General features: G+C 58.7%; 33 protein-coding genes and 1 pseudogene. 30 read left to right on the top strand and 4 right to left on the bottom strand.

Going from position 1 to position 26,015, the window contains the following annotated elements:
- Window positions 1-235: 235 nt before the first annotated feature.
- The 4 genes from V1277_RS04540 to V1277_RS04525 all read left to right on the top strand — a co-directional run bounded on the left by V1277_RS04540 (window position 236) and on the right by V1277_RS04525 (window position 3,967).
- On the top strand, window positions 236-1,498 hold the full coding sequence (locus V1277_RS04540; RefSeq protein ID WP_334415167.1) for a CaiB/BaiF CoA transferase family protein: 1,263 nt from the start codon (window positions 236-238) through the stop codon (window positions 1,496-1,498).
- 142 nt (window positions 1,499-1,640) lie between these two features.
- On the top strand, window positions 1,641-2,774 hold the full coding sequence (locus tag V1277_RS04535) for an alpha-hydroxy acid oxidase (protein ID WP_334415166.1): 1,134 nt from the start codon (window positions 1,641-1,643) through the stop codon (window positions 2,772-2,774).
- 161 nt (window positions 2,775-2,935) lie between these two features.
- Complete coding sequence (locus V1277_RS04530) at window positions 2,936-3,142, top strand: hypothetical protein (protein WP_334374045.1); 207 nt, start codon at window positions 2,936-2,938, stop codon at window positions 3,140-3,142.
- A gap of 471 nt (window positions 3,143-3,613) precedes the next feature.
- Window positions 3,614-3,967, top strand: coding sequence for a phasin (locus V1277_RS04525; RefSeq protein WP_057844519.1), 354 nt, complete (start codon window positions 3,614-3,616; stop codon window positions 3,965-3,967).
- Between the two features lie 8 nt (window positions 3,968-3,975).
- Here V1277_RS04525 and V1277_RS04520 read toward each other — a convergent pair whose 3' ends face one another.
- Window positions 3,976-4,260 carry a hypothetical protein gene (locus V1277_RS04520; RefSeq protein ID WP_334420277.1) on the bottom strand — a complete coding sequence of 95 codons (285 nt, stop codon included), beginning with the start codon at window positions 4,258-4,260 and terminating at the stop codon, window positions 3,976-3,978.
- A 142-nt stretch (window positions 4,261-4,402) separates the two neighbouring features.
- Here V1277_RS04520 and V1277_RS04515 point away from each other — a divergent pair, with 142 nt between their 5' ends.
- The 15 genes and pseudogenes from V1277_RS04515 to V1277_RS04445 all read left to right on the top strand — a co-directional run bounded on the left by V1277_RS04515 (window position 4,403) and on the right by V1277_RS04445 (window position 15,057).
- The gene (locus V1277_RS04515; protein WP_334415165.1) at window positions 4,403-4,687 is read left to right on the top strand and encodes a hypothetical protein; all 285 of its coding nucleotides are present in this window, start codon (window positions 4,403-4,405) and stop codon (window positions 4,685-4,687) included.
- Between the two features lie 1,664 nt (window positions 4,688-6,351).
- Window positions 6,352-6,783 (top strand): hypothetical protein, encoded by a 432-nt coding sequence (locus V1277_RS04510; RefSeq protein ID WP_334415164.1) that lies wholly within the window; start codon window positions 6,352-6,354, stop codon window positions 6,781-6,783.
- Window positions 6,784-7,050: 267 nt separating this feature from the next.
- The gene (locus V1277_RS04505; RefSeq protein WP_334415163.1) at window positions 7,051-7,227 is read left to right on the top strand and encodes a hypothetical protein; all 177 of its coding nucleotides are present in this window, start codon (window positions 7,051-7,053) and stop codon (window positions 7,225-7,227) included.
- 32 nt (window positions 7,228-7,259) lie between these two features.
- Entirely contained in the window at window positions 7,260-8,354 is a 1,095-nt protein-coding gene (locus tag V1277_RS04500) for a hypothetical protein (protein ID WP_334415162.1), read from the top strand.
- Window positions 8,355-8,855: 501 nt separating this feature from the next.
- Window positions 8,856-9,017, top strand: a complete 162-nt coding sequence (locus tag V1277_RS04495) for a hypothetical protein (protein ID WP_334415161.1) — start codon at window positions 8,856-8,858, stop codon at window positions 9,015-9,017.
- A complete protein-coding gene (locus V1277_RS04490; protein ID WP_334415160.1) occupies window positions 9,018-9,272 on the top strand; it encodes a hypothetical protein in 255 nt (84 codons plus the stop codon). It begins immediately after the preceding gene.
- Between the two features lie 229 nt (window positions 9,273-9,501).
- On the top strand, window positions 9,502-9,936 hold the full coding sequence (locus V1277_RS04485; protein ID WP_334415159.1) for a hypothetical protein: 435 nt from the start codon (window positions 9,502-9,504) through the stop codon (window positions 9,934-9,936).
- Window positions 9,937-10,510: 574 nt separating this feature from the next.
- Window positions 10,511-10,825: pseudogene (locus V1277_RS04480) on the top strand (phage terminase large subunit); the annotation flags it as partial.
- A 345-nt stretch (window positions 10,826-11,170) separates the two neighbouring features.
- Complete coding sequence (locus V1277_RS04475; protein ID WP_334415158.1) at window positions 11,171-11,647, top strand: hypothetical protein; 477 nt, start codon at window positions 11,171-11,173, stop codon at window positions 11,645-11,647.
- 275 nt (window positions 11,648-11,922) lie between these two features.
- Window positions 11,923-12,894: a hypothetical protein gene (locus tag V1277_RS04470; RefSeq protein ID WP_334415157.1), complete on the top strand. Its 972-nt coding sequence runs from the start codon at window positions 11,923-11,925 to the stop codon at window positions 12,892-12,894.
- Between the two features lie 41 nt (window positions 12,895-12,935).
- Window positions 12,936-13,313, top strand: coding sequence for a hypothetical protein (locus V1277_RS04465; RefSeq protein ID WP_334415156.1), 378 nt, complete (start codon window positions 12,936-12,938; stop codon window positions 13,311-13,313).
- A gap of 8 nt (window positions 13,314-13,321) precedes the next feature.
- Window positions 13,322-13,825: a hypothetical protein gene (locus tag V1277_RS04460; RefSeq protein WP_334415155.1), complete on the top strand. Its 504-nt coding sequence runs from the start codon at window positions 13,322-13,324 to the stop codon at window positions 13,823-13,825.
- A complete protein-coding gene (locus V1277_RS04455; RefSeq protein ID WP_334415154.1) occupies window positions 13,797-13,997 on the top strand; it encodes a hypothetical protein in 201 nt (66 codons plus the stop codon). The genes V1277_RS04460 and V1277_RS04455 overlap by 29 nt, the downstream gene beginning before the upstream one ends.
- A 33-nt stretch (window positions 13,998-14,030) precedes the next feature.
- Window positions 14,031-14,417, top strand: coding sequence for a hypothetical protein (locus V1277_RS04450; RefSeq protein ID WP_334415153.1), 387 nt, complete (start codon window positions 14,031-14,033; stop codon window positions 14,415-14,417).
- 22 nt (window positions 14,418-14,439) lie between these two features.
- Entirely contained in the window at window positions 14,440-15,057 is a 618-nt protein-coding gene (locus tag V1277_RS04445) for a phage tail protein (protein ID WP_334415152.1), read from the top strand.
- Here the strand turns inward: V1277_RS04445 and V1277_RS04440 are convergent.
- The gene (locus V1277_RS04440) at window positions 15,054-15,689 is read right to left on the bottom strand and encodes an SGNH/GDSL hydrolase family protein (RefSeq protein ID WP_334415151.1); all 636 of its coding nucleotides are present in this window, start codon (window positions 15,687-15,689) and stop codon (window positions 15,054-15,056) included. The two genes, V1277_RS04445 and V1277_RS04440, sit on opposite strands and share 4 nt — an antisense overlap.
- Before the next feature lie 88 nt (window positions 15,690-15,777).
- Between V1277_RS04440 and V1277_RS04435 the strand changes: the two genes are divergently transcribed.
- The 8 genes from V1277_RS04435 to V1277_RS04400 all read left to right on the top strand — a co-directional run bounded on the left by V1277_RS04435 (window position 15,778) and on the right by V1277_RS04400 (window position 20,010).
- Window positions 15,778-16,485 (top strand): hypothetical protein, encoded by a 708-nt coding sequence (locus tag V1277_RS04435; protein ID WP_334415150.1) that lies wholly within the window; start codon window positions 15,778-15,780, stop codon window positions 16,483-16,485.
- Entirely contained in the window at window positions 16,482-16,712 is a 231-nt protein-coding gene (locus V1277_RS04430) for a hypothetical protein (protein WP_213284891.1), read from the top strand. Before V1277_RS04435 ends, V1277_RS04430 begins: the two co-directional genes overlap by 4 nt.
- 1 nt (window position 16,713) lies before the next feature.
- Entirely contained in the window at window positions 16,714-16,881 is a 168-nt protein-coding gene (locus tag V1277_RS04425; protein WP_334415149.1) for a hypothetical protein, read from the top strand.
- The gene (locus tag V1277_RS04420) at window positions 16,872-17,255 is read left to right on the top strand and encodes a hypothetical protein (RefSeq protein ID WP_334415148.1); all 384 of its coding nucleotides are present in this window, start codon (window positions 16,872-16,874) and stop codon (window positions 17,253-17,255) included. The genes V1277_RS04425 and V1277_RS04420 overlap by 10 nt, the downstream gene beginning before the upstream one ends.
- 5 nt (window positions 17,256-17,260) lie before the next feature.
- The gene (locus tag V1277_RS04415; protein ID WP_057844588.1) at window positions 17,261-17,554 is read left to right on the top strand and encodes a hypothetical protein; all 294 of its coding nucleotides are present in this window, start codon (window positions 17,261-17,263) and stop codon (window positions 17,552-17,554) included.
- A 47-nt stretch (window positions 17,555-17,601) separates the two neighbouring features.
- Window positions 17,602-18,030 carry a GNAT family N-acetyltransferase gene (locus V1277_RS04410; RefSeq protein WP_334415147.1) on the top strand — a complete coding sequence of 143 codons (429 nt, stop codon included), beginning with the start codon at window positions 17,602-17,604 and terminating at the stop codon, window positions 18,028-18,030.
- A 188-nt stretch (window positions 18,031-18,218) separates the two neighbouring features.
- Window positions 18,219-19,445 (top strand): acyl-CoA dehydrogenase family protein, encoded by a 1,227-nt coding sequence (locus V1277_RS04405; protein ID WP_334415146.1) that lies wholly within the window; start codon window positions 18,219-18,221, stop codon window positions 19,443-19,445.
- 10 nt (window positions 19,446-19,455) lie between these two features.
- Window positions 19,456-20,010 (top strand): flavin reductase family protein, encoded by a 555-nt coding sequence (locus tag V1277_RS04400; RefSeq protein WP_334415145.1) that lies wholly within the window; start codon window positions 19,456-19,458, stop codon window positions 20,008-20,010.
- 46 nt (window positions 20,011-20,056) lie between these two features.
- On the opposite strand, the gene V1277_RS04395 is transcribed toward V1277_RS04400, so the two are convergent.
- Both V1277_RS04395 and V1277_RS04390 read right to left on the bottom strand, forming a co-directional pair.
- Window positions 20,057-20,938, bottom strand: a complete 882-nt coding sequence (locus V1277_RS04395; protein ID WP_334415144.1) for a polysaccharide deacetylase family protein — start codon at window positions 20,936-20,938, stop codon at window positions 20,057-20,059.
- An 18-nt stretch (window positions 20,939-20,956) separates the two neighbouring features.
- Window positions 20,957-22,063 (bottom strand): LLM class flavin-dependent oxidoreductase, encoded by a 1,107-nt coding sequence (locus V1277_RS04390; protein WP_334415143.1) that lies wholly within the window; start codon window positions 22,061-22,063, stop codon window positions 20,957-20,959.
- Window positions 22,064-22,233: 170 nt separating this feature from the next.
- On the opposite strand from V1277_RS04390, the gene V1277_RS04385 reads away from it, so the two are divergent.
- The 3 genes from V1277_RS04385 to V1277_RS04375 are packed head-to-tail and all read left to right on the top strand — an operon-like array spanning window position 22,234 to window position 25,987.
- Window positions 22,234-23,115 carry an FAD binding domain-containing protein gene (locus V1277_RS04385; RefSeq protein WP_334415142.1) on the top strand — a complete coding sequence of 294 codons (882 nt, stop codon included), beginning with the start codon at window positions 22,234-22,236 and terminating at the stop codon, window positions 23,113-23,115.
- Complete coding sequence (locus tag V1277_RS04380) at window positions 23,112-23,597, top strand: (2Fe-2S)-binding protein (protein WP_334374075.1); 486 nt, start codon at window positions 23,112-23,114, stop codon at window positions 23,595-23,597. Before V1277_RS04385 ends, V1277_RS04380 begins: the two co-directional genes overlap by 4 nt.
- Window positions 23,594-25,987, top strand: a complete 2,394-nt coding sequence (locus V1277_RS04375) for a xanthine dehydrogenase family protein molybdopterin-binding subunit (RefSeq protein WP_334420276.1) — start codon at window positions 23,594-23,596, stop codon at window positions 25,985-25,987. Before V1277_RS04380 ends, V1277_RS04375 begins: the two co-directional genes overlap by 4 nt.
- Window positions 25,988-26,015: the final 28 nt, after the last annotated feature.

Here is a 26,015-nt window from a genome sequence, read left to right as displayed (position 1 = left end):
CCCGTCTCCCGGACCCAACCCCGGGGGGCGGGTGGCGGCCTTTTTGGGTGCCCGTCACGGTCGGGCAACGCTGCACGTCTGTCTTTCGCCCTGAGAGCTATGTCAGCGGCAGGTCCCGCCCTGCAAAATCGGGGTTTGGCGTTGCCCATCCGGTTCCGGTAAGAAAGTCTTGAAATCGCCTGTCGCGGCGAAGTTTTCGTTTCGCCAGGCAGAATAACAAGAGGAAATGCCGGAAATGACTGCCAGGCCGCAATTGCCGGAGCGAACGCCGCGCGCGAACGGCGAACCGACCGCACTGGACGGTCTACTGGTCGTCGACTTCACCAGGGTCGTTGCCGGTCCGGCCTGCACGCAAACGTTGGCCGATTTCGGCGCCGAAGTGATCAAGATCGAAAACCCCGACGGCGGCGACGATACCCGGCACTACGAACACGCGGAAATTGGCGGCGAGAGCGCGGCCTTCCTCAGCCTGAACCGCAACAAGCGCGGCATCACGCTCGATTTCAACAATCCTGCGGCGCTCGAAGTCGCCCGCGAACTGATCGCGAAAGCGGATGTCGTGGTGGAGAATTTCTCCGGCGGCGTGATGAAGAAGTTCGGTCTCGACTATGCTTCCGTCGCGCCGACCAATCCGCGGCTGATCTATTGCTCGATCTCGGCCTATGGCCGCAAGGGTGAGTTCGCGTTGCGTCCGGGCTTCGATCCGATTACGCAGGCCGAGAGCGGCTTCATGTCGCTGAACGGCTTTCCGGATGGTGAGCCGGTGCGGACCGGTCCGCCGATCGTCGATATGGCGACGGGCATGTCGGCATGCAACGCAATCCTGCTGGCGCTGATCGCCCGCGACCGGCTCGGGCGCGGCCAGCAGGTCGAGATTGCGCTGATCGATACCGCCGTGTCGATGACCGGTTTCTATGGCATGGCCTATCTCATCAGTGGCGCGAACCCGGGTCGCTTCGGGAATTCGCCGAACGGCTCGCCCACCGTCGGCGTCTATCAGGCATCCGATGGACCGCTTTACATGGCCTGCGCCAATGACCGGCTCTACCGCCGGCTTGTGGTGGACGTGCTTGGACGGCCGGATCTCGTCACGGATCCCGAGTTCGCGCACAGGAAAAACCGAACTGCCAACAGAGAAAAGTTGCGCGCCGTCATTGCCGGTGTCTTTGCGACCGACAGTCTCGAGAACTGGATGGCGAAGATGAAGAAGGCCAACATACCGGTTGGCTATCTGCGAACGGTAGAGGAAGGATTCAACGCGCCGGAAGTGCGCGACCGCCATCGCCTCAGCCGGATCCCGCATCCGACCGCGGGCGCCGTCCCCAATATTGAAACGCCGTTGCAGATGAGCTTGACGCCAACCGTCGATCCCGTGGCGGCGCCGCTGCTGGGTGAGCATACCAGGGAGGTGCTCCAAAAGACGCTCGGATACGATGAACGGCGTATTGCGGCTCTGGCCGAGGCGGGGGCTTTCGGGAAAACGGATAATGCCGCTTGAGCGGCGCTGACCTTCGTTCTATCCCGATGTATCTCGCAAACGAATGACATCCCTGCGTTTGCACCACGCCTAACCCCTTCAAAGCGGTAGCTTTTTCCGTTCTTCTGCGGCTAATGTGCCGCCAAAGCGGGAGAGAAACATTATGAACGACGGGACCCCCATACGGTCGGCGAGAAATGTCGAGCTCGGCGCCAGCGGCGAAGAATTCCAGAATCTCCACGAATTCATCCGGAAAGCGCGCGCCCGGCTCAACCAGAACGCATGGGACTATATCGTCGGGGCCTCCGAAACGGAGACCACCATGCGTCGCAACCGCATGGCGCTCGACGAGATTGCATTCCGGCCTCGGGTATTGCGCAATGTCGTGGAAGTCGACCCCTCGACCGAGGTTTTCGGCCGCCGCCTGCGTTTGCCTGTCATGATTGCGCCGGTCGGTGCGCTGGAGATTTTCGATCCCAATTCAGGCGCCGCGGTCGCGCGCGGAGCCGGGCAGTTCGGCGCCGCTCACATGTTGAGTTCGGTGTCCGAACCGGGGCTGGAAGCGACGGCCAAAGCTGCACCCGGCGCATTGCGTATCTATCAGCTCTATGTCCGCGGCGACGACGCCTTTGTCGAAGACGTTGTCAGCCGCTCTATCGAGAATGGTTATGCCGCCTTTTGCCTGACGGTCGACACCGCGCATTACAGCCGGCGCGAGCGCGATATCGCTAAGCGGTATGTCCGCGAAAGCCGTATCCGGGCCACCGGCGGCGACTTCCAGAAAGGGCTGGAATGGCGCACGGTGAAGCTGATCAAGGACAAGTATAAAATTCCACTGGTGATCAAGGGCATCGCCACCGCGGAAGACGCGGCCATCGCGCTCGATCATGGCGTGGACTGGATCTACGTGTCGAACCATGGCGGCCGCCAGCTCGACCACGGACGCGGCGCGATGCACGTCTTGCCGGAAATCGTCGACGCGGTTGCCGGTCGCGCCAGGATCATGGTTGACGGGTCGTTCTGCCGCGGTACCGACATCGTAAAGGCGATTGCCTCCGGCGCCGATCTGGTCGGCATCGGACGTCTGCAATGCTGGGCACTCGCGGCCGCAGGCGAGGCCGGCATCGTGCGGATGCTTGAATTGCTGGAAGACGAAGTGATGCGCTGCCTCGGGCTGCTCGGCGTCACCCGCTTGGGCGAGCTCGACAAGTCCTATCTGCATGCAGCTACGGCGACCAATCCACCCAGTGTGTTCAGCGCTTTCCCCCTGCTGGATATCGAGCCCTACCGATATTGAGGAGCCGAAAGCTGCGGCCGGTCCGGAGCGCGGATACCTTTGGTCGGCACTGTCTTCGCATCGTCGGGAACCTGACGTCGATTGCCGCATTATCAGGCGCGTCCCAGGGGGCGCCGCAGCCATGACAGATCTGATTCAAATGGCCCAATAAGTGGAAGCGAATGGCAGAAAATCCTTTCGCTGAATTCAGCCTCGAGAAGGCTATCGATCTCCGCTGGACGTTGCGGGACATTCAGGCTCGCCGACTGAAATTGTCGCCGATCAGCGACGAAGACTTGAGAACATTGACGGGTCTCGGCCTGGTCGAAGTGCGCGACGAGGGGATCGTGCTGACGCAGGCAGGAATCGCCGTGCTGAACGGCTCGTAATCAGCGCGCCTTCAGGAAGCTCTCGCCGGAGTCGCAAGGCGTGCAGCGGTAGGTCAGCACGTCGTAATTCTGATCGCGTGGCTCGATCATGGTGAGCCGCATCTGGGCGCCGCATTTCATGCACGGCATTTCTATGCTGGTTTGAAAGCGCGTACAGGTTGGCGTGGGTCGAAATGTTTGCAGCATCTTATCTCCATGTCCCAAGAGAGACTTAAAACCAGAGACGCAACGCTACCGGACAGCCCATCTCTAAGCCCGAATCACTATGCCACACTGTTGCCACCATTGGAATCGGGCACCGCACCCGTACGGCTACGGGCCGCGAGGAAGGAAATCATTCCTTGGGTCATTTCTGAAATTGGGCCGGCCGCATGGCGGCCACCGAGGCCAATATCGAAGCTCGGTCCAATACGGCGCAGACGCAGCCGGGAATTATGCTAACCTGCCAATGTCGACATTGGAGAAGCGACCATGACTGAACCGAAACTCGAAGTCCCGGCCGAGCTGCGCGAGTTGGCCGAGAGAACCATCGATCAGGCAGAAAAGGCGTTCGGCATGTTCTTCGATGCCGCCGGAAAGTCCATGACGTCGATGCCGGGTGCGGGTACGGAAATTTCCAAGCAGGCGCTGTCGTTTACCGAACAGAATATGAAGGCTGCGTTCGAGCATGCCCGCAAGCTGGTCCATGCGACCGATCTCCAGGAAGCGATGCAGATCCAGTCTGAATTCCTGCGCAGCCAGTTCACCAACGCGGGCGAACATATGCGACAGATAACCGGCGGCGTCATGTCCGCCGCAAAGGATTCGACGAAGGGCAAGTTCTGAGGGGCCTGCTAGCGGCGACGTCCGATCGCGACACCGAACAAAAAGGCGACGAACAGACTGGCCAGCGGCGCTTCGCGAGTGATCGCGCTGATGGTCGAGAGCGGCATTCCCGGTTTCCGTGCCGCGGTGATTGCATCGCTGAGCCGGCTCACCGCGGCCTGCAGCGCGGCGGACACTTCTGTCAGCGTGCGTGACACATCGGTCGCGGTATCAACGGCGCGTTCCGCCATGCCGGGCTGGGATGGTCCTGAGATTTCATTCACAATTTGCAACTCACTCGATCGCTTTGGCATTCGCCGAGCGACGGCTGACGTTCCTACAATGCGGGGCCAATATTTTTGTTCCAATAGGTCCACCTCCGGCAGATCGATGAGGGAACTTTCGGCATCGTACGGATTTGATTTAGTGAGAGGAAAAAGCAACACGGATTTTCCGATGGCGAAAGAATTGACTGAAGATCAATTGATCAGAAGCGGTGGCGCGCCATTGAAGGTCGCGATTGGGGTAGCCATTCTCGGCGTGCTCGGCATGCTGATCGTTGACCATGGGCCGTGGAACAAGCCGAAAGTACAGCACCCAACGACTGCCAGTTACAGTACCACCGGGGAAGCTGCACGGGCAGCCGGTGCGCAGGTCATTCCAACCGAACCGAAGCTTGAGGTGGAGCCTGAACCGCCCGTACCAAAGCCGGTTCACCCGGCTAATCGAGCGCCGCAATAAAGCGTGAGTCGCGGGTGCGCCATCCACGGCCAACGATTTCGTTTCGATCTCGCTGCGTTCGATTTGAGGCTGCTCCGGTACTTGACGTGTCGGGCAAATCAGGTACACGATGACATTATCGCCGATATCGTGGAGCCCGCGCCGGAAACGGTGGCGGGCTTTTCGCTTCATAGAGTTTCAGCCAGGGCGATTTCAAATCGTCGAAGCCGGTTTGTCGAATTTTCCGCAATTCGCTGACCACTCGAAAACGGTTTGACATGTCGGGCAAATCACCGGCATAACGCCATCATCGCGAAAATTGCAAAGCCCGCACGGAGAAATCTGTCGCGGGCTTTTTGTTTGGAATTCTCGAATCGGACGGCTGCGCACATCGACGGCGCAACTCCCAACGCCCCCGCCCGGGCGTCGCAAGCGCGCCGCCGTCCGAACCTTCTCATCACCACACAATTGGCCGGCATGCGCGAACATGTCGGCCCGCGGCGCGGATCGTCGCGCGCCGCACGCGGCCCCCGACGGGATAAGGTTCGCGCCCCAAATGATCTGCGCCTGCAAACCGCGATCATGCCGCACATTTTTTTGGGGGGAGAAGCCGATGACGGCTTATCTGTTCTGGCTTGCCCTTGTCGGTCTCGTTGTCATGGCCGTATCCGAGGAGTTCTCGTGAGCGAGATCATTCAGTTCATTCCGCGCCCGGACGTGACGATGCGCCGACGGATTTTCCGACGATCGCCTTCCGCTCTGCGATGCAGGAACCCGTAACCGATCCTGTCGATAGAAATGAAGCGCGAGGCAAGCTGACAGTTCCGGACACCGCCTCTGGCATCTGCACAAAAAATCCTGAAATCCTCGCCGCGACCGATAGGAATTTGCGCAGAAAATCCTCGCAGGTCTGACAGAATTGATGCGGTCGGCTTCATGGTTCGCCGAACACCCAGCGAAATTGTCGATATTTCGCACCGTCGCAATCACATGAAGCTGCTGAGTCACTGCCGAGTATGCTCTCATGAATGCTTTACCGAACATAAGGGTGGGCAGGCTAGGCGTTGCGGCGGTCGCCGCACTTCTGTGTCTCGTGGACGTGTCCGTCGCGCGAGCCGGATCGAATTCCTGCACCGAAAGAGTATCCTCCTACGTTGCCGAACTGGATCAATTGCTTTCCAAGGAAAGGGAATGGATTACTCCGTACGACGATTTGAACTCCCGATACGCACCATTTCTGGATTGCGAGGGCGATGCGTTACTGGAAGCAGTCGTGAAATCACGGTTCATTGAGCCAATTACCTATAACCCCCGATCAAAAGAATTTTTGATCGAATTCTCGAGCGGCGACGTCAAAGTCCAGTTTGCCTACGATGTCAAAGAGCGAAGGTCCAGCTACGCTTCTGCCAAATTTACAAGGAAGTAAGGGCGCCGATAATGCGTGCTAGATCGCGGTTGGGGCAAGGCCAAGCTATTGCGTGTCGGTGGACAGTCGTAGGCAATAGATGTACCCGGATTTCGGCCAGCCTGAAGAGTGCCGCTGATGGAGATCGAGGAGTCTCTGCACGAAAAATCCTGAAATCATCAGCGAGACTGACAGGAGTATGCGCCAAAAATCCTCACAGGCCTGACAGAATTGATTTCGCCGAGCACTTGGCGAAAAGTGCCGATACCTCGCAAGTCGCATGAAACTGCTGAGTGCCAGGTACGCTCTGATGAATGCTTTGCCAAAGATGAGGTTGGACAGACTGGGCTTTGCGGCGATAGCAGCGTTTCTTTGCTTCGCACACGAGTCTGTCGCGCAAGCCGGATCGAATTCCTGTATCGAGAGAGTATCCGCCTATGTTGCCGAGCTGGATCAATTGCTTTCAAAAGAAAGAAACTGGAGAACTCCGTACAAAGATCTGGAGGTCCGATACGCTCCATTTCTGGGCTGCGAGGTCGATGCCTTGTTGGAGGAAGTCGTGAAGTCACGCTTCGTCGAGCCAATTGGCTATAGCCCCCGATCAAAGACATTTTTCATCGATTTCACGAACGACGACGTCCAGGTCGGCTTTGTCTATGAAACAAAAGAGCGAAGGTCTTCTTACCACTATGCCATATTTGTAAGGAAGTAACGGCACCGATGATGCGTGCCGGTAGCTAGGGTATCTCGCAGACTAACTGCCGATTTCTTTTCGACCGTGCGTCGACAGAATAGTTGGTAATTCCAGGTCGGCCAATCGTCTAGCGATCGCGACCTTCGATATCGACCAATCCTCCACACGCGATGGTCTGCTCCTCGAATGAAAAAGCGAGTATTCAGATGCCTGAAAGAATTTTCATCACGTATACAAATGCAACAGCTATTTCCTATCAGGGCACGACGTGGGCGCACACACGCTGTGTTGAACTACATTGATTCCAAGGGAAATCATTACACCCTTGAAGGGGTGCCAGAGCGCAAGTTCAATCGTAATGCTGAAAAGCTGTTGGCGGCTGTTCGAGAGGAGGCGTTTTCTAATGGCGCGAACAATATGGATTCGCCTTTCAGCGACTTCAAGCCGAATCTCGCACAGTAAAGCCCAACGGAGCTGTTTCTGGACCACATACAATGATCGCCGAGGGCAGCGATCTGAGTTCGGCGTGGGCGAAGATGATACGCTTCGGTGACGAAGTGAATTCAACAGGCTATGAATACCGCCCATATTCTCAGAACAGTAATTCTTTCGCGGCGGCGGCTTTGAAACACGCCGGGTTTTTCGGCCCGGGAACGCCGTTTCCCGAATTCTATGATCGCCTGCTCGCGGTTGATCCGGTTAGCGGCAAAGTGAGTCCCGTCTTCGTCACGGGTTTTGACCAACGCCTAACCAATCCACTCAACAAGTCCGCGACGATGCGGACTCCTGTGCAGGAATTGGAGATTCCGCTAGTTCCGACTAACGGAAACCCCCAACATCGTCGTCAGAATTTGTTCAACGGCCGTTTTGGAATCTGGGCCGCACCTCCCAGTGGCAGTCTGAACCAACCTGCGCCATCGTTGCTGACCGGCAGACCCGCCAGCATGGGCGATAAGCCGGTGCGATATCTCAGTCGGCGCATCGCTGGTAAACCGGAGGCATCAGTATTCGGCACGGGCACGCCACCCGTGCCGTTTGTGCCGACCAACGACTTTTTCTCTCCCGATATCAACGTTTCGTTCGGTGACCGTTTGGGAGAGGAGCCCTCGTCAGCCTACGGCCATGGCAGCGCACGCGAAACTTTTCCTCCAACTACGCCAAGTGGGCTTGCCGGCCGGATTGCCGCTCTTGCCGGCATCGACCCGGCCAAGCCGACAGGGACACCGCAGACTTCCGACGGTGCGACATCCTCTGATGTCGATGCAAATCGTCGATTTCTAACTCGACACATCGCCGGTCAGCCAGGTGCTTCCGTATTTGACACGGGGGCGCCACCCGTGCCCGTCGTGCCGATACCGCGGCTTCGTTCGGTGACCGTTTCGGAGACCAGGCTCCATCAGGATTCAACGGCCTGCTCGGGAAACGCGCACGCGATCCTTTTTCGCCGGATACACCGGGTGGCCTCGCTGGCTGGATCGCTGCGTTGGCCGGCATCGACCGGGCCAATCCAGATCCGCGCGTATTGCCGCCGTACGATAATGGGTCTTACCCCGACAGGCTGCCGCAGCCTTGGCTGTTTCGCGCGCTGACCGGACGTCCTCGGTAGAGAGCAGCGTCCGCCGAAGCCGTTTCAATTCATCGAAACCGTTTCGTCGAATTCTCTGCAATTCGTTGGCCATTCGAAAACGGATTGACATGTCGGGCAAATCACCGGCATAACGCCATCATCACGAAAATCGCAAAGCCCGCGCGGAGAAATCCGCCGCGGGCTTTTTGCTTGGAATCCTCGAATCGGACGGCGGCCGCACATCGGCGCCGCAACTCCCAACGCCCCCGCCCGGGCGTCGCGAGCGTGCCGTCGTCCGAGCCTTCACACAAATTGGCCGGCATGCGCGAACATGTCGGCCCGCGGCGTGGATCGTCACCGCCGCACGCGGCCCCCCACGGGATAAAGGTTCGCGCCCCAAATGATCTGCGCCTGAACCGCGATCATGCCGCACATTCGTTTTTGGAGAGATGCCGATGACCGCCTACCTGATATCGCTTGCGCTCGTCGGTCTCGTTGTCATCGCCGTTTCGGAGGAGTTCTCGTGAGCATCGACATCATTCAAATCATCCCGCGTCCCAAACGCCATGACGTACAGACGGATTTTCCAACAATTGCCTTCCGCTCTGCGCGGCAGGAACCCGTCACCGATCCTGTCGATGCTGCATCAGATAAGCGCGCCGGATCAGCCAACCGAGAAGCCTAGATGGGAAAGGCAAAGGCCCTTCTCGAAATTCGCTCTCTCGCACGCAGCCACACCCGAACCGCGATCCGTGTTCTCGTCGGCATCATGCGAAGCAAGGATGCAACGCCGGCCGCGCGCGTGTCCGCAGCCAACGCCATCCTCGATCGCGGCTGGGGCAAGGCGACGCAGCCGCTGGAGAACAGCGGCGACGGCGCGCTCGAGCTGATCCACCGTATCGAGCGCGTCATTGTGCATCCTGAGAAGGGAGACGAGTAACGCTATTACATGTCTGCGGACAGTTGGCAGACAATAGATGTACGTGGATTTCAGTCAGCACTGAAGAGTGCCGCTGACGGGGATCCAATAGTCTCTCTGCACGAAAAATCCTGAAATCTTCACCGAGACTGGTAGGAAAGTGCGCCAAAAATCGTCATAGGTCTGACAGAATAGATGCGGTTAGTTTCGCCGAGCACTTGGTGAAAAGTGCCGATATCTCACAAGTCTCATGGAATGGCTGCGTGCCGGGTACACTCTGATGAATGCTTTGCTAATGATAAGATTGGACAGACTGGGCTTTGCGGCGATCGTGGCGCCTTTGCTGAGCCTCGTACACGGGGGCGCCGCGCAAGGCGGATCGAGCTCCTGTACCGAGAAAGTATCCGCCTATGTTGCCGAACTGGATCAATTGCTTTCCAAAGAAAGAGAATGGATTACTCCGTACGATGATCTGAACGCCCGATACACGCCCTTTCTGGATCGCGATGGCGATGCGTTCTTGGAAGAAGTCGTGAAATCACGCTTCATTAAGCCAATTGCCTATAACCCCCGGTCAAAAGGATTCGTGATCCATTTCTCGAACGACGACGTCCAAGTCGGCTTTGTCTACGAAGTCGAAGAGCGAAGGTCCGACTACTATTCTGCCAAATTTGTAAGGAAGTAACGGTGTCGATAATGCGCGCCGGTAGCTAAGCGCAGGGCTGCAATCATGGTAAGCGGTCCAGTAGCCGCTAGCGAATCTCTGCTTCGGTCGACACTGACGCCGCCAAGTCCACGGGCGCCGATGCAAATCGCCGATTTCTGGTTCGACGCATGATACGGGGGCGCCAGCCGTACCATTCGCGCCGCCCAACGACTTTCTCTCTTCCGGTACCGATGCTTCCGTCGGTGACCGTTTTGGAGCCTGGCCTTCAACAGGCTTCAACGATGGCGGTGGTGAGCGCAAGCGACGCTCTTTCGCCGGATTCAGTTGGCGGCCTCGCGGCTCGGATTGCAGCTCTGGTTGGCATGGACCCGGCCAATCCAAATCCTCGGGTGCTAACGCCGCCCGGGAAGGGATCCTATGACGACGGATTGCCGCAACCCTGGTTGTTTCGTGCGCTGACCGGCCGTCTGCGGTAGAGAGAACGGCGCCAGTAAAGCGCATTGCACGGAACGTGCCGATGTCGCGGTCGTCAGTTTCCAGGCGCGTCCACAACCTGCGGCGCGATTACCCATCCACCGAGTAGGTCCCGCCATTGTCGATCCTGAAAATCCCGACAGCGAAGGTCTTCGAGCCGCTGCTGGCGTCCGCACGCTACAAGGGGGTGTACGGCGGTCGCGGCTCGGGCAAGTCGCATTTCTTCGGCGAGCTCCTGGTCGAGACCTGCCAGGCCGAGCGTGGGACGCTTGCTGTCTGCATTCGCGAGGCGCAGCGGACGTTGGTGCAATCCTCGAAGCGGCTGATCGAGAGCAAGATCGCGTCCCTCGGCGTTGGTAGCGGCTTCAAGCTCTACAGCGACAAGATCGAGACGCCCGGTGATGGTCTTGTAATCTTCCGTGGGATGCAGGACGACGCCGGCAAGTACCGCCTGATGATGAAAGCAAGGGATGCCGCCACTGCAAGACCACTGCCGCCGGTCGTGCGGCCTGGCACGTCGCGTACACCTTCGGAGCGGCAGCAGGCCGATCTGCGGACGCTTAGCGCCAAACTCTCAAGCTCCGGCGACATCAAGGATGCTGTGGCGCTCTATCACGCGCGGAAGTCTGGCAGACACTGAGGATGTCGCGCTGATAGTCGAGGCTGCAGATCTGCACAAAAAATGCTGGAATTATGCGTGTAAAGTCAGGGCACTGTTCACGAATAATCCCATCGACAGGCCGTAGAGTTGGTCCCTGCTGCGGAGGCCGAGGCTAGCATGAAGAAGATCTTTCGCACCAGAAACGTGTTGCTTGCTCTGGCAGCGTTGCTCGTCGTGTCGATAGCTGAATTTGCCTATCGCAAGAACAATCGTTGCGCGCCTGGAGATCGCCCTATTCAGTCAGAGGCTGACGCGATTAATCAAGCAAGGATACGAATTAGTCGAGCCAGCTACGTGCGCCACGAAATCTATGGATATGTTGATGTGATGCCCGAACTCGTTGCCTGGGATCAGGAGGATAGTTGCTGCGAAGTTACCAGAACCAGAAATATCTTCGGGGTCATCATCTGGAACGTTGTTATTAGAGGAAGCACAGAAGGAGAAGCGACAGAACGGCGCGTTAACGCGGAAATGTCGCTTTCAAACTGCGGCGCTGTGTTCACCGAAGACTCGTTCATATATGCGCAACCAGTTGATGCGGATCGCTTAAGGCAACAAGTGCGGATACCGCCCTGGAGCCTTGGCAGAAAATAGAGCTGCGGGGTAAGACGCCAGCCTAGGCCCGCGCTTTCATTACGGCCCGCATGATCGCAATTTTGGTAGGTTGTGACGAACGTCATCAGCCCGGTGAGGCGGATAATCTCTCATTCATTTGCCGTGGTCCCGGACATTTCCAGGCGGGAAGTGCGCCGTGATCGACTGAGTAACATATCTGATCGTCTCCTGCTGCGAACGGCGAAGCTCGCAAAGTGCGATCACGCGCTTGCACCTAGCGAGTATATTGAGGCGAAACAACAAGCAGGTGTGGTATGTCTGGAAACGAAGTCAAGCTGGCAAACGGTAGACGTTGGACGGCGCAGCAGTTTGTGGATCATTATCTGAGTGCGAGAATTGGCGGAACGCCGACGCCTGTTGGTGACGCACCTGCGCCGATTCCTGTCGACATGCCGTGGTATATGGCCCACGGGCCAGGCAGGTTTTACCACCCGGGAATGTTCCCGATTGTGAATGAAATTATCGATAACAGAAAACTCGCACCAGGCACGTACGACTTGTGGAAGCTGGCACCGAAGAACAAGGAGGACCCTGCTGTAAAGGCCACGATATCAAATTACACTACGGAACCATTTTCTGCAGATTACAAAACGAGGGCACTGGTGTTTGGAAATGAAAGCGCAAGAATTTCTGGCCAGGTGGTCGTCAACCAGGATGGCTCCAAGACATTCAAAGGTGTTGAGATCAAGCCGCTTGATAGCAATTTCGACTTCGAGCGCAATACTCGCAACTATCTTCTTGAAGCAGCACGTGAAGCGGCGAGGCGATATTATGATCCGAGAAATCAGGGGATAACGTTTGAAATTCCGTATCGTGGACTGGGGCGGCTCGATGATCCGCTTCCCGATAGTGGAATAGGGCGGATCTATCATCCCTTTACGGACTCACAATTGAAGGCAGCTCTGTGCAATCCCGCTAGCACGCCGCCAGGATTGCTGCCGAGCTTTACCGCCGCTCCGCCACCCGCGATCAAAGAGCATCTTCGTCATCTGGATCAAACCGGCGGCAACGGGCCAAAAGCAGCCGCGCCGAGCGTTGGTGGTGGACCCACTGCCGCTCCTTCTGCCAATCGAAATCCGCTCCCCAGCGATATTGGCAACTGGGTAGCTTCTCTTGCGGGCGTTGATCCCGCGAATCCGATGCTGCCGCAGCAGGGAACGTCTATCGGCGGCGATTCATCGAAACAGAGACTTCTCCCGCCCTGGGTCTTTTTTGGGTCGCCGTAGGCCCGTCGGCCACGTCCATTCCCGTCGAGCCTTTCGCGAGCATGGCTGTCGGCCGCGTCGCTTCCGTGCGCGCAGCCTTCAGGCCGACGACGCTCTTTCAAATCTTCGAACCACTGCCTGGAAATGGCGGCTTTTATTCTAGGGAGGATTTACCGATGCAGGACAATCGTGACTTCATCGACCGCGCCGAATCCTCAGCCGAAAAGCTCTACGGTGAGCCGATAACAACTGAAGAGATCTCGAAGAACTTCGCGCTCTACGGAGTGCAGAAGCGCGCGGAAGCTCTCGAAAGATTTGACAGCGAGCTGCGAGGTGAGATCGACTCCAGTCCGCACAGTCTGCGCCGGCGCGTCCAGTTGATGGCCTTGCGCAAGAAGATGGGCACCGTTCACGAAGCGCTGCGCAAGGCCAGGCGCTAGAACGCCTGATGCGTCCCACCATCAACCCGGTGCTCGCCGCTCTGGCGCGGGCGCGGATGCAGGCTGCGCCGATGTTCGCGAAATGGTGCGAGCTGAACGGCCTGTCGCCTTGGCCCGCAGCGCCGGCACATATCGCGCGGTTTGTCTTGGACTGCGCTCCGCTCGGTATCGAGCGGCTTTGGCCTGCGGTCCAGGACATATCGCGGCTGCATGTCTCGGCCGGCTTACCCGACCCAACGCTCGGGGGCGCGGCAGCAGCCGCTATCAGCGATCTCGCCGGCATCGATCCGCCGCGCTCGTGGCCGAGCGACCGCAAGCAGCGCTTCAGGTCGCTGCCGTATGACCTGCAGGTCTATGTGGCAGCCCACGAAGCCCAACGCGAAAAGGCGCTGCGGCGGGCGCAGAACGAGGCAGCCACCGCCAGGCACAAGCTGGCGGCATACCAGAAGAGCGAGACCCGCACGAATGAGGAAACCAAATCCAATGAAAACGACACGCACCCCAACGCTTGAAGAGCGCATCAAGCAGGTCAGGGCTGAAGTTGAGGAAATCATGGACGCGCACGTAGACGCCGTGGCCAAGCAAAGTCCCGGCGTTCCGCCCGGCGTTATCCGCAATCTTCTTACGGCGCGGGCGCCGGCATGCCCCTGCGCGCAATATCTCGAACTGGACAGCAAGGCATGACCGGTCATTTGCTGGAAACGGAGGAATTCGAAGATGACTCTCTATAGATGGTCGCAGACGGCGGCAAACAACGCGACTGCCGATCCTTCGATCAACTGGCAGGAAGGGCAGTCGCCCTCCAGCGTGAACGACTCGGCGCGCGCGATGATGGCATCGATCGCCAAACATCGTGACGATATTACGGGCGCGATCGTCACCGGCGGGACAGCGACGGCATATACGGTCACCTCCTACGAGGCGTTCGATACGTTAACTCGCCTTAACGGACAGATCATCGCGTTCACGCCGCATGTGACGAACGGCGCGACCGTGACGCTCAATGTGGATTCACTTGGAGCAAAACCGTTGCGGTCCGCACCGGCAACGGAATTGTTCGCGGGAAACGCTGATCCAGGGGACGCCGTATCTGGCGCTCTATAATAGTTCGGATGCTGTGTTTTACTTGCACGGATTTTACGGCAATCCCTACAACGTGCCTCTCGCGGCCGGATTGGATTATTGGGGACCGACCACCCCGAACAGCGCGTTCGCATTTCCGATGGGGCAGGCAATATCGCGTACGACTTATGCGAGCCTATTCGCCTTGGTCGGGACTACCTATGGCTCAGGAGACGGGTCGACTACCTTCAATTTGCCGGACAAAACGGGTCGCGTGTCGGCGATGAAGGAGAGTTCCGCCACGCGGCTAACTTCCACATATTTTGGCGGCAACTCCGCGAATCTCGGGGCTGCAGGAGGGATGGAAAGCGTCGGGTTGGAGCCCGCTAAAATTCCCACGTTGACCGCGAGTGGAGCCAACAACATTTCCGTTATCTCTACTGTTGGCGGCATCGCTTCTGGCATGACAAATGGCGACCTCCTTGCTCATGACAACACGAGTTTTGGGTTTTATGGGCCGGGCAAAATTGGTGGCGGGGACACTATTTCACTAGGTCAAATTACGTCGCAGGGATCGAACCCAATCAGCGTCACGACGCAGGGCACAACAGCTACCACGGGTGCTGCACACAACAACGTACAGCCGACGATCGTCTGCAACTACATTATTCGGATTATTTAGCTTCTGGGTGCGGAGATTGCGGCCACCAGGGCCGGCGTCCATTGACGATAGCCGGCCGCATTAAGGTGGATGCGGTCGGGGAGACGCGTTCCTTCAGACAGCGACATTTCAACGAAGTGGACGCCTACGCTACCAGCCGCGGCTTTGATTTGAGCGTTCATCAAATCGGAACCGTCAAGCGGCGTCACGCCAACGGCTAACAGCCGAGGGCTTAGTTTCTTCAACTCCGAAAGCAGGGAGACATAATCGCGCTGCATCGTGGATGAACCAATATCATTCGCGCCCAGCGCCACGACAATAAGTGACGGTTTGAAATCTCGCATGAGGCGGGGTGCGATAGCCACGAAGTCCGCAACGGTCGCTCCGCCGATCCCGGCATTGACCACCGGTCTGCCGTCGATCTCTTCGGGAAGTCGCGACATTTCGGTGATGCTGTCGCCGATAACGACAATGGGCTGATCCAAGCCCGCCAACGCGGCTCTAATCATGTACTGCCGTACGTCCTGGTGATCGTGGAATTGATGGCGGGTTACTTCGCCGAACCGTCCCCGCATCCGTTGTAGTTCTGAAAACGATGCAACGAATCCTGCCGCGCAAACAGCGGCCACAATCCAAGGGAGCGTTCGTTTCATAGGCGATCTCTATCACTACAACCCGACCTAGAAAACCCAAAAATCGGAGAATTTGCTATGACGTGGCCCTTACTCGCGGCGGCCTGCCATGCTCGCTGACCTCGTAAAGCTGAAGGCCGACAACATCCCCCGCTGGAATAATGCCAAGCTGACGCGAAATTTCACGCCCATTGCCCGTCACCTAGTCGCACCTGCTGCCAAAGCTCGATACCAGGCCGTTGCCGCCAAAACCGGCGTGCCTTGGGCGGTGATTGCCGTTATCCACCAGCGCGAGTGCTCGCAGGATTGGACGGGGTCGCTGGCGCAGGGCGATCCCTGGAACAGGGTTTCGGTTCATGTGCCCGCCGGCCGGGGGCCGTTCAGGTCCTGGGAAGAGGCTGCAATCGACGCGCTCGTCAATTGCGCGCCTCATGCTGCACGCAACAAGGACTGGAGCATTGGCCGGACGCTGGCCAAGCTCGAGCAATATAACGGGCTTGGTTACGCCGCGCGCGGGAGGCCGTCGCCCTACATCTGGTCCGGCACCGATCAGTATCGATCCGGCAAGTATGTCCGCGACGGCGTCTACGATCCGAACGTCGTGGACGGCCAGCCTGGTTGCGCCGGCCTCTTGATGGCGATGATGGCGCTTGATCCCACCATCACGTTCACTGATGCGACGATTGCGCCCGCGGCTTCGGTCAAGCCGATCCCGGCTGAAAAGCCCGCCACGCCATCGATCGTCAATCCGTCGAAAGACTCGATCGGGGCGTTCATCGCCAACATTTTCAACGTGGTTTTCAGGAGGAAAGCATGATCAGCACATGGAACGAGGTCAAGGCATGGTTCAAGGATTCCGTGACGATCCTCTGGGCGCGTATCCAGTACGTCGTCGGCATCGTTGGCGCAGGGCTCATCGCCGCCTTTTCGGGGTACGACTTCACCCAGCTATCGAGCCTAGACGCCAGGTCGGCGTTCAAGATGCTGGCCTTTGCAGCGCTGGCCGGCGTGATCACCGAGGCCTGCCGCCGCCGAACGCTCTGACATGAAAATCGTGCTCGCCCTGCTGGCTTGGACGGCCGTGCTGGCCGGCGGATGGGTGATCTGGATGGCGAGCCAGCTCTATCAGGTTCGCCCCGGCGTGTTCGGCGCTGAAGGGTTGGCGGTCGTGGTCGCGGTATGGATGACGCTGGAGACGCGCAAATGTGGATGACCATCGTCAGTTTCATCGGCGGCCCGGTCATCAAGGGTCTGATCGAAGGTTACAAAGCGAAGCTTGCTGCCGGTAACACCTCGGAGAAGATCGCGAGTGAGACGGCATCTGCCGAGATCGCAGCGCAGGTCTCCGAAACCAACGCGATCATGCAATATCGCCTCGCCGAGATCGGACACTGGTATGAGCCGGACAAGCTGATGGGATATTTCGTGGCTGTCTATTTTGGAAAACTCTTGATCTGGGACAAGGTTCTCGGCCTTGGCACGACCGATCCGCTCGCGGGCTTTGCGGCGATCACCTCGAATCTCGTGGTGTCGTTCTATTTCGCCAAGCGAGGTTTCGAGAACGTGGCGCGGATTATCAAGCGATGACCGGGATGCAGGCGGCGGATGTCAGGGCCATCGTCATCGAGACGCTGGCCGAACAGCAACGGATTCGTCACGACGATATCGACGCAGTGGTTCTCAAAGCCGTCGCAACGACACTGACTTCGTTTGGGATCGACGAGGACGATCGAAGAGAGCTTCGCGCTGATTTTCAGCACCTGCGGCGCTGGCGCAGAAGCGTCGAGCAGGCACAGAGCTATACCTTCAAGGCAGTCGTCACGATGATCGTGACGGGATTCGTCGGTGCCGTGTGGCTCGGCATCAAGGCGACGCTCGGCAAATGATCGGTTGACTTGCCGCACACATAGACGAACTCGGATGCAGGCGCGACATGTATCAAATTCGCGAGGTTGACGGGAGCGAGGACGATATTGCGGACACACTTGCAGAGCTTCATCAGTTGACGTTTCTTGACACCGCACCCGTTCCGCAATTCGATCAGGGGCACTGGTGGCTTGCGCTTTGCGGAACCAGGCCTGTCGCTTTCGCCGGTGTCATTCCGTCGACGCACGTTTTCAAAGCGGGCTATTTTTGCCGCGTTGGCGTGCTGGGCAAGCATTGCGGACGTCGGCTTCAGTTGCGCCTGATGCGGGCCATGGAGGCGCGTGCACGTCTGAATGGGTGGTGTTCGATCGTATCTGACACTACGGATAATATTTCGTCAGCCAACAACTTCATTCGCGCGGGTTACCGCCTGTTCAGCCCAACGCATCCCTGGGCCTGGCCGAACACGCTTTATTGGCGCAAGGACATGAAATAGCTGCTTGGCATTTTCATGCCTCAAAATGCCTCTACTCGCCCGGTGGCCATCGGCCGCCGGGCTTTTTGCGTTTTTTGAGCAGCCTCTTGCGGCGGATAGCCATGTTCCGCCGCCTTGATCATTGGCCATCAGCCGGTAGACTGGCAAAGCGCGGGCGGCGTAAAGCAGCGGAGCAGGCGAGGAAACACATGGCAGAGGACGGCCGCAAGCCGGATGCAGGTTCACCCGCGGGGCCGGGCTCGGACAGCTATGTCGCCATGGTTGCACGTGCCAAGGCCCTGATTCCGGAATTGCGCGATCGCGCTTCAAAGACGGAAGAGCTCCGCCGCCTGCCGCCGGAGACCGAACGTGATTTGCATGACGCCGGCTTGTTCCGGATCGTGCAGCCCAAGCGCGTCGGAGGTGCCGAGCTTGATTATATTGCTCTGGTCGATTGCTCCGACGCGTTGGCGCAGGCGGATGCTTCCGTAGCATGGAACTTCGCCAATCTTGCCAGCCACCACTGGATGCTGGGCATGTTTGACAAGCACGCGCAGGATGCGGTCTGGGGCAGGAATGTCGATGCGTTGATCGCCTCGTCTTTCATCTTTCCAGCCGGGCGCGCGAGAAAGGTGGAGGGGGGATACTTCCTGCGCGGTCATTGGCCTTTCTCCTCGGGTGTCGAGTCCTGCGACTGGAATATGCTTGCAGGGGTGGTGTCCTCGGACGATGAGGCTGAGGGTATCGAATATCGGATATTCCTGCTCAACCGGAGCGAATACAGGATCAACGACACCTGGAATGCGACGGGCCTGTGCGGTACCGGATCGAACGATGTATGGGTCGAGGATTGCTTCGTTGCGGAGAACATGACCATCGCAGTCAGCGATCTGACCGGCGGACCGACGCCCGGAAGCGCCGTCAATCCAAATGCGCTCTATGCGCTACCGGTATTCTCGCTGTTTCCTTACGTATTGTCGGGCGTAGGTTTGGGCAATGCGCAAGCCTGTCTCAATGATTACGTCGAGTTCGCGCGGCATCGGGCCTCGACCTACAATCGGGCCAAACTCAGCGATCTGCAGACTACCCAAATCAAGATCGCGGAGGCGTCCGCCAAGATCGATGCGGCTCGTCTCGTGATGCGTGCGAACTGCATCGATGCGATGGCCGAGGCGAGGCGGGGTCATATTCCAGACCTTGCGGTCAAGACGAGGTTGCGGCGGGATGGCGCCTTCGCAGTGAACCTTTGCACCGAAGCGGTCTCGCTGTTGTTCGCGGCAAGTGGCGCACGCAGCCTGTTCACATCAGGCGCGCTGCAGCGGCAGTTCCGCGACGCTCACGCCGTGAACTCGCACCTCGCATTCAATTTTGATGCGGCAGGAACCAACTATGGACGCGTGGCGCTTGGCCTGCCGTCCGAAAATCTGACGCTCTGAGGCCCGGCGGATGTCTGATGCACCCAAACATCCGGCCGATCCGGCCAATGAACTTGCCAGCGACAACTCGGCGATTGACCCACGGGATTTTCGCAATGCGCTCGGCACATTCGCCACCGGTGTCACCATTGTCACGGCAATGACCGCGGACGGGAGGCCGTATGGCGTTACCTGCAACTCCTTTGCTTCGGTATCGCTCAATCCGCCGCTGGTGTTGTGGAGCCTCGGGATGTTTTCGCAGGGGCTTACGATCTTCCAGAATGCCAGCCATTTTGCGGTCAACGTTCTCGGAGCTTCCCAGCAGGCGCTGGCGTCGCAGTTCGCAAAGTCGTCGGATGACAAGTTCGCCGGCGTGAACTGGACGCCGGGGCTTGGCAACGCGCCGGTGTTGACCGATTGCGTCGCCAATTTCCAATGCCGCGCGGCCAATCGGTATTACGGCGGCGACCACATCATCTTCCTCGGCGCCGTCGAGGCCTATGCCTATAATCGGCAGGAACCTCTGCTGTTTGCGCGCGGTAATTTCGGCCGGTTTATTGCCGGAGATGACAGTAAGTCCTCGTGAGCAACCGCCGAATCTCGCTGGGCCTTCGACGATGCTGCGGCAGACATCAAATCTGGATCTTTGCCATCTCTGCGCGATACCAGTCGCCAATCTCGCTGGCTGTCATCAGGGCCACGCCGTCGTGACCCAGGACATAGTCGAGCAACGCCTCCAGATATTTGATGCGATGCGGCACGCCCGTGATGTACGGGTGAACTGAGATCGCCATGATTCGCGCGTTCGATGCGCCTTCGAGATATAGCCGATCGAACTGATCGGTGCAGCGTTTCAGGAATTGCTCGGAAGAAAGATGCTGCAGTGCGTGGATGACGATGTCGTTGGTTTCGACCGAATAGGGAATCGTCGTGATGGTGCCGTGAGGCGTAGCGATGTCCTGTGGCAGATCGTCGATCACCCAGTCCGCGACATATTCGATGCCGTTCAGTCGCAGCAGATCTAGGGTTTCCTCGGTCTCGGTAAGGCCGGGGCTTTCCCATGACCGCGGCGGCTTCCCTACAAATCTCGAAATTGTCTCGACCGATCGTTTGATGGCATCGGCCTGATTCTCGACTTGGTGCATCGGCCCTTGCACGAAACCGTGACCCATGAATTCAAAGCCGGCGTCAAGCGCAGCGGAGGCGACCCGTGGGTAGGCGTTGCAGACATTGGCATTGAGCGCCAACGTCACCGGTATATTGCGGTCGGTCAGTGCCTTGAGCTGTCGCCAGAAGCCGGCACGCATCCCGTATTCATGCCAGGACCAGTTCGGCACGTCGGGCAATAGCGGCTGGCCCATCGGCGGACTCAGCACGGTGCGAGGCATCGCGTTCTCGATCCGCCACTCCTCGACATTGAGGATGACCCATACCGCGAGTTTCTTGCCGCCGGGAAGCGTGAGCTTCGGCCTGTCGACTTGCGCTTGATAGGGAATGCGGTCGCTCAGTGCCACGGCAAGCTCCCCCGCGGATTACTCGGCGGATTTGGACTCGCCGGATGCGCCGGCATTGATCCTCGGCATGACCTGTTCGGCCATCAGGACCATCGACTGTCGCCCCAGTTCGCGGTCTTTCCAGTCCTTGCCGGCATACAGCAACGTGCCGAAGGGGCCGGTCTCTTCCTGAAAAGCCAGCAGTTGATCCGCCACGCTGTCCGGCGTGCCATGAATGATCAGCTTGTCGCAGATCGACTCCAGCGTCACCTCGTCGTCCGGCTGATCGCGGCGGGTCTTGAACAGCTCGATGCGACCGCTCCGCTTCAGCTTGGTAAGCAACGAGCGATAATAGTAGACATAAGGTCCGTTTGGATCGGTGGCATAAGCCTTTGCGGTAGCTGCGTCCTTGGCTACGAACATGCTCTTGGCAACGCGCCAATTCGCTAGATCCGCAGGACGGCCGGCGCGTTCGCATCCCTCTACGTATTTCGGCCAATGGCTCTTCACCCAGGCCGGCATCAGGAAATTTGCCGAGATGGGTTCCCAACCGCGCGCGGCGGCTTCCGTCACACCCTTTGAAAACGGCGCCACCGCAGTGACCACGATCGGCGGATGCGGCCGCTGCAGTGGGCGCGGAATGAAGCCCTGGCCGATGTCTTCGATCAGAGTCTTCTGCACCGATATATTCCAGAATTGACCTTGCAGATTATAGGGCGGCTCGCTGGCCCAGATCTGAAGCACCTGATTGATCGCCTCCAGGAACATGGCATTCCTGTCCGCCTCGAGATTGCCAAACACTTCCGCGTCCGACAGCAGGCCGCCCGGGCTGATGCCGAAGATCAGTCGCCCGTCGAGCATATGATCGAGCATCGCTATCGAGGCCGCAATCGCCGCCGGATGAGCGTTCGGCATGTTGACAGTGCCGGTGCCAAGTTTGATCTTGCTAGTTGCCGCGGCGAGCCATGCAATGAATGCGATGCAAGATGTGATGTTCTCGGCTCTGTCCGTGGTGTGCTCGCCGACATAGCCCTCGGTGAACCCGAGCTCATCGGCCAGCAGGAAAGCCTCTCGATCATCCTTGAGCGAAAGCCGCCAATCCTTGTCGACAGGATGGATCGGCATCGTAAAGAACCCAAGCTTCATGGTCACTCTTCCCCAATGGCAGGCTTTTTATTTGCACAGAACGTGCGTCGTTCGTCGCTCGAAAACAAGCTCAAAGTCGAAATAATCATTCAACAAACTTGACCTTTGGCGATCACAGCCGTCTAATTCCGCGAAAATGATGATTGTTGGCCGGGGAGGTCACGCCAAAAATGAAAGCCTCGGCTTTCGGTTATGCCCGCGCAACCAGCGTCGCCAATGCGCTGGAGTTGCTGACCGCGTATGGCGAACGGGCCAAGGTGTTGTCGGGCGGCCAGAGCCTGTTGCCGGCGATGAATCTGCGCCTGGTCGCACCGGAGCTCATTGTCGATATTGGCGAGCTGACCGAGTTGCGTGGGGTCTCGGTCGAGGGAGGCGTCCTCACGATAGGTGCGCTGACACGTCACGTCGATCTCTTGAAATCCCCCGAAATAGCAGCCCATGCTCCCTTGCTGAAGGATGCGGTCGCTCATCTCGCCCATCCCGCAATCCGCAATCGCGGCACGATTGGGGGAAGCCTTGCGCACGCTGATCCGGCTTCGGAACTGCCGGCCTGCATGCTCACGCTTGGCGCTACCATCATTGCCCGCGGACCGGGCGGCGAGCGGCGGATTGCGGCAAACGAGTTCTTCGCCGGGATCTACGAAACTGCGCTTACGCCGCAGGAGCTGCTGGTTGCCGTCGAGCTGCCGCTGACTCCAAAGAACTCGACGCATTTCTTTCATGAGTTCGCCCGTCGGCATGGCGATTACGCCATTGTTGGCCTCGCAGCGCAGGCCTCCATCAAGGATGGGCGCTTCGCCGATCTTCGACTTGGCTTCTTTGCCGTCGGCGATCGCCCGTTGCTGGCCAAGTCTGCCAGCAAGCTAGTCGATGTCGCCGTCACGTCTGCGGTGTTGTCTGAGGCAGCTTCCGCATTGGACGATGAACTCGATCCGCTGGAGGATCAACAGGCGACACCCACCATGCGTCGGCATCTGGCGAAGGTTCTGTTGAAGCGCTGTGTGTCGTTACTGCTTGCCCGGCCTGATCTTCGTGCGGGAGCGTCAGCGTGACGGCTACGGTTGCGATTGCGCTGAGCGTCAATGGCGAGCTCGTCGAAGCGAATGTACTGCCGCGCCTGAATCTGGCAGATTTTCTCCGCGAACATCTCAAGCTGACCGGCACGCATGTCGGATGCGAACATGGCGTGTGTGGGGCATGCACGGTCCGCGTCAATGGCGACATCGTCCGCTCCTGCCTGATGCTCGCGGTTCAGACGCACAATGCAGCGATCGAGACGATCGAGGGACTGTCCGATAGCGGCGAGATTGCCGATTTGCAGTCAGCATTCCGGGAGCGTAACGCGCTGCAGTGCGGTTTCTGCACGCCGGGAATGCTGATGGCGGCGCAGGACCTGCTGAAGCAATCACCGTGTCCGGATCGAGAGCAGATACGCGAACATCTTTCCGGCAATTATTGTCGCTGTACGGGCTACCAGGCAATCGTCGACGCCATCGAGAGCACGGCGTGGACGCGTACGGGACGCCGGCCATGACATCGGAGCGGGCAAATCCTCAAGCACTTTCTGCGCTGGACCGCCCGAACTCCTATATCGGCAAGACAGTGCCGCGGCCGAACCTCGATCGGCTGATGCAGGGACGCGGGCTTTATGTCAGCGACATCGAGCTCCCACGTATGGCGCATGTCGTGTTCCTACGCTCGCCGCACGCGCACGCGAGAATCGTTGGCATCGAGACTTCAGCGGCCAAGCAGATGCCCGGAGTCATCGCCGTCGTTTCAGGCAGGGAGCTATCTACCGTCATCACGCCGTGGGTCGGCGTACTTTCGCATCTGAAGGGACTCAAATCCGCCCCGCAAAGTGCTATCGCTGTCGATCGAGTGTGCTGGCAGGGTGAAGCGGTCGCGGCCGTGGTGGCGGCCAGCCGCGCACAGGCCGAGGACGCCGCAGAGCATGTCTTAGTTAAATATGAAGAGCTGCACGCCGTAACGGATATGCGTGCCGCGCTCAATCCGGCAACGCTTGTGATCCACGCCTCCCTCGGGGACAATCTGGCGTTCGAGCGCATTCACGACACGGGCGGCGTCGATCAGGCCTTTGCCGAGTCCGACGAGGTGGTCGAAGCAGAGTTCGTTTTCGGACGGCACACCGGTGTGACGCTGGAGCCGCGCGCGGTGGTGGCAGACTGGAACGCTGCGGAAACCAGGCTGACCATCTATCAAGGCACGCAGGCGCCGCATATGGTGCAGAATATCGCGGCGCTCCATCTTGGCTTGAAGGAATCGCAGGTCCGCGTCGTGTGCAAGGACGTCGGCGGCTCCTTCGGTATCAAGGTCCACATCTATGCCGACGAGATGGCGACCTACGCACTATCCAAACTCCTGCGGCGTCCGGTGAAGTTCGTGGCCGACCGGGTCGAGAGCTTCAACACCGATATTCATGCCCGCGACCATCGCTGCAAGGGAAAGATCGGCGTCAAGCACGATGGCACCATCATGGCATTCGAGGTCGACGATCTTACGGGCATCGGGCCTTATTCGATGTACCCGCGCACCAGCGCGATCGAGGCCAATCAGGTCGTCAATCTCGTCGGCGGGCCCTATGTGACCAGAAACTACCGGGCCCGTGCCCGCGTCGTATTCCAGAACAAGAACGTGATGTGCCAGTACCGTGCCGTTGGTCATCCGATCGCCTGCTCGGTGACGGAGGGCCTGGTCGATCTGGCGGCGATGAAGATTGCCATGGATCCGGTTGAAATCCGTCGCCGCAATCTGATTGCCGACGACGCCTACCCCTGCGCCTCGCCATCAGGTCTGCGCTTCGAGCAGTTGTCGCACCATGCGGCGCTCGCCAAGCTCGTCCAAATGATGGACTACGATGCGTTGCGCGCTGAGCAGGTCGCCCTGCGAGTGAAGAACATCCATCGTGGCATCGGCATCGCGAGCTTCATTGAAGTTACCAATCCGAGCGCGGCGTTTTATGGCGTAGGTGGTGCGAAGATATCCTCGCAGGATGGTGTCGCGGTGCGGGTTGATGCGCAGGGGTCAGTGATCTGTCAAACAAGTATCACAGAGCAAGGGCAGGGATCGGAATCGCTTACCGCACAGATCGTTGGAAGCGTGCTTGGCGTCTCAATGGATCGCGTCCGCGTAATCCTGGGCGACACCGACAATACACCGTATGGTGGCGGCACCTGGGCTTCGCGCGGCGCTGGTATCGGTGGAGAGGCCGCGCTTCAAGCCGCCAAGGTACTGCACAAGAACATCCTCGACGTAGCGGCTGCCGTCCTGCAATCGACGCCAAGCGAACTCGATATTGTCAACAACGTGGTAGTGAATGTCGTCGATGGCGCGCCGCGGATCGATCTGAGCGAGCTCGCGCGAATTGTCTATTTCCGCCCCGACACGCTGCCCCCGGGTATTCAGCCCGAACTGATGGCGACCAGGCACTTTGTCCCGCGCGAATATCCTTTCGCGTTCACCAATGGCGTTCAGGCCTCGTGGCTGGAGCTTGATCCCGATACGGGCTTTGTGAAGCTGCTGAAGCACTGGGTGGTCGAGGATTGCGGCACGATTATCAATCCGCAACTGGTTGATGAGCAGATCAGAGGCGGCGTGGTGCAGGGGCTTGGCGCCGCGCTATTCGAGAAATGTGTGTATGACGAACGTGGCCAACTCACCAACGCAAATATGGCCGACTATCTGGTTCCGATGTCCGGTGAAATGCCGGACATCGACGTCGGACATGTGGTCACACCGACCCTCGAATCGGAACTGGGCGCGAAGGGCGCAGGGGAAGCCGGCACGGCAGGTGCGGCGGCCGCTGTGACCAATGCGGTCAATGACGCGCTCAAGCCGTTTGGGACAATCATCACAGAGATCCCCCTGACGCCTCAGGTTATTCTGACCGCCTTGGGACGCATCTAATGCGACCGCGATAGGTTTGATCAGGAGG

The organism is Bradyrhizobium sp. AZCC 1588 (assembly GCF_036924735.1).
In the GTDB taxonomy this organism is placed as follows: domain Bacteria; phylum Pseudomonadota; class Alphaproteobacteria; order Rhizobiales; family Xanthobacteraceae; genus Bradyrhizobium.
The sequence above is the reverse complement of the archived record's forward strand: the minus strand, read 5'-3'. Positions and strand labels throughout refer to the sequence as shown.